Source organism: Bacillus sp. AY2-1 (genome assembly GCF_008368965.1).
GTDB classification, from domain to species: domain Bacteria; phylum Bacillota; class Bacilli; order Bacillales; family Bacillaceae_G; genus Bacillus_A; species Bacillus_A thuringiensis_S.
Genome location: NZ_QPEL01000259.1, coordinates 1 through 1104 on the forward strand (window position 1 = coordinate 1; position 1104 = coordinate 1104).

Below are 1104 nucleotides of genomic sequence, written 5' to 3' on the forward strand. Positions count from 1 at the left end.
TTAATTGCTCATTATTTTTTGGTATTTAAGAATTTTTAGTTTTTACTACTGTTAATTAGTTTCCACAGCTAATTGTAAACATACATTCTGCAGATACTGTACACATAGTACCATAGTTGTCTCCAAGTCCCATTCTTTTAGCAATGGCTCTAGATTCAGCACCGCCAAGACCACCGTTCACTTCTTGCATTTCTTGTTCATTAACTTCTTGTAGAAGATCACCAGCTGGGTTTTTTTCCTTCATTGAATATTTGTTTTGTAAAACAGGGTTTTTTAATAGTTCTTTCATTTTCAATCTCCTCCAAATGTAATTTAGTGAAAAACTATTAACCTGTCATCACTATTTTGTATCGGGACAATGCATTTTTTTTAAAATATTATGTATGTGACTTTTAATGGTATTTTGTGATTTGAAAAGTGTACTTTGTATTTGGGATCTACTATAACCTTGTTCTAAAAGGTTATATACCTCTCTTTCAGAAAAAGTTAAATCACTTAATATAAATTCCTTTTTTAAGAAACAATAATCGTTAATTAAAATTGCAAAAGGAGTGTATTGTTGGCAGCTATCTTTTATTTTTAATGGAAGACTTGAATATTCTTTCTTCAAGACATAATTTGTTGCACCGGCAGCAAAGGATGATTTTATTAAGCTACCATCATGTATGTTTGTAAGTATAATTATTTTCATATTTGGGCATACATTTAAAATTTTAGTAATTAAATTAAATTCTTTCGGATCTTCAATACTTAAAAGAATAGCATCTATAGTCAAAATTTTTACTAATTCTAATAACGTAACTGTATCACTTGTAGTGGCAATTATTTTAATATCTTTACTTTCTCTTATGGTATTATGTATTTTACTCATAAAATGGGTATTTTCTTCAAAAATCAATAGTTTAATCATATCCATTATAACCGCTCTCCTTTTAATAAAAAATTTATATATGACTCATTGGATAAATTAATATTCCATATCAACTTTTAGTTAGTCAAAGTAATAATTAGATATCTAATAAATTTCCATCTAAGCAAAAGAAAATTAAAATTCTTTATATTTATCTCTGGGTTTCTAGGAATACCCAAATTCAAAAAGTACGG

General features: G+C 27.2%; 2 protein-coding genes. Both read right to left on the minus strand.

The features are described 5' to 3' along the window. Positions 1-55: 55 nt before the first annotated feature. On the minus strand, positions 56-289 hold the full coding sequence (locus DN403_RS30015; protein WP_098437983.1) for a plantaricin C family lantibiotic: 234 nt from the start codon (positions 287-289) through the stop codon (positions 56-58). Positions 290-340: 51 nt separating this feature from the next. Next, a complete protein-coding gene (locus DN403_RS30020) occupies positions 341-916 on the minus strand; it encodes a LuxR C-terminal-related transcriptional regulator (protein ID WP_149186077.1) in 576 nt (191 codons plus the stop codon). Positions 917-1104 lie beyond the last annotated feature (188 nt).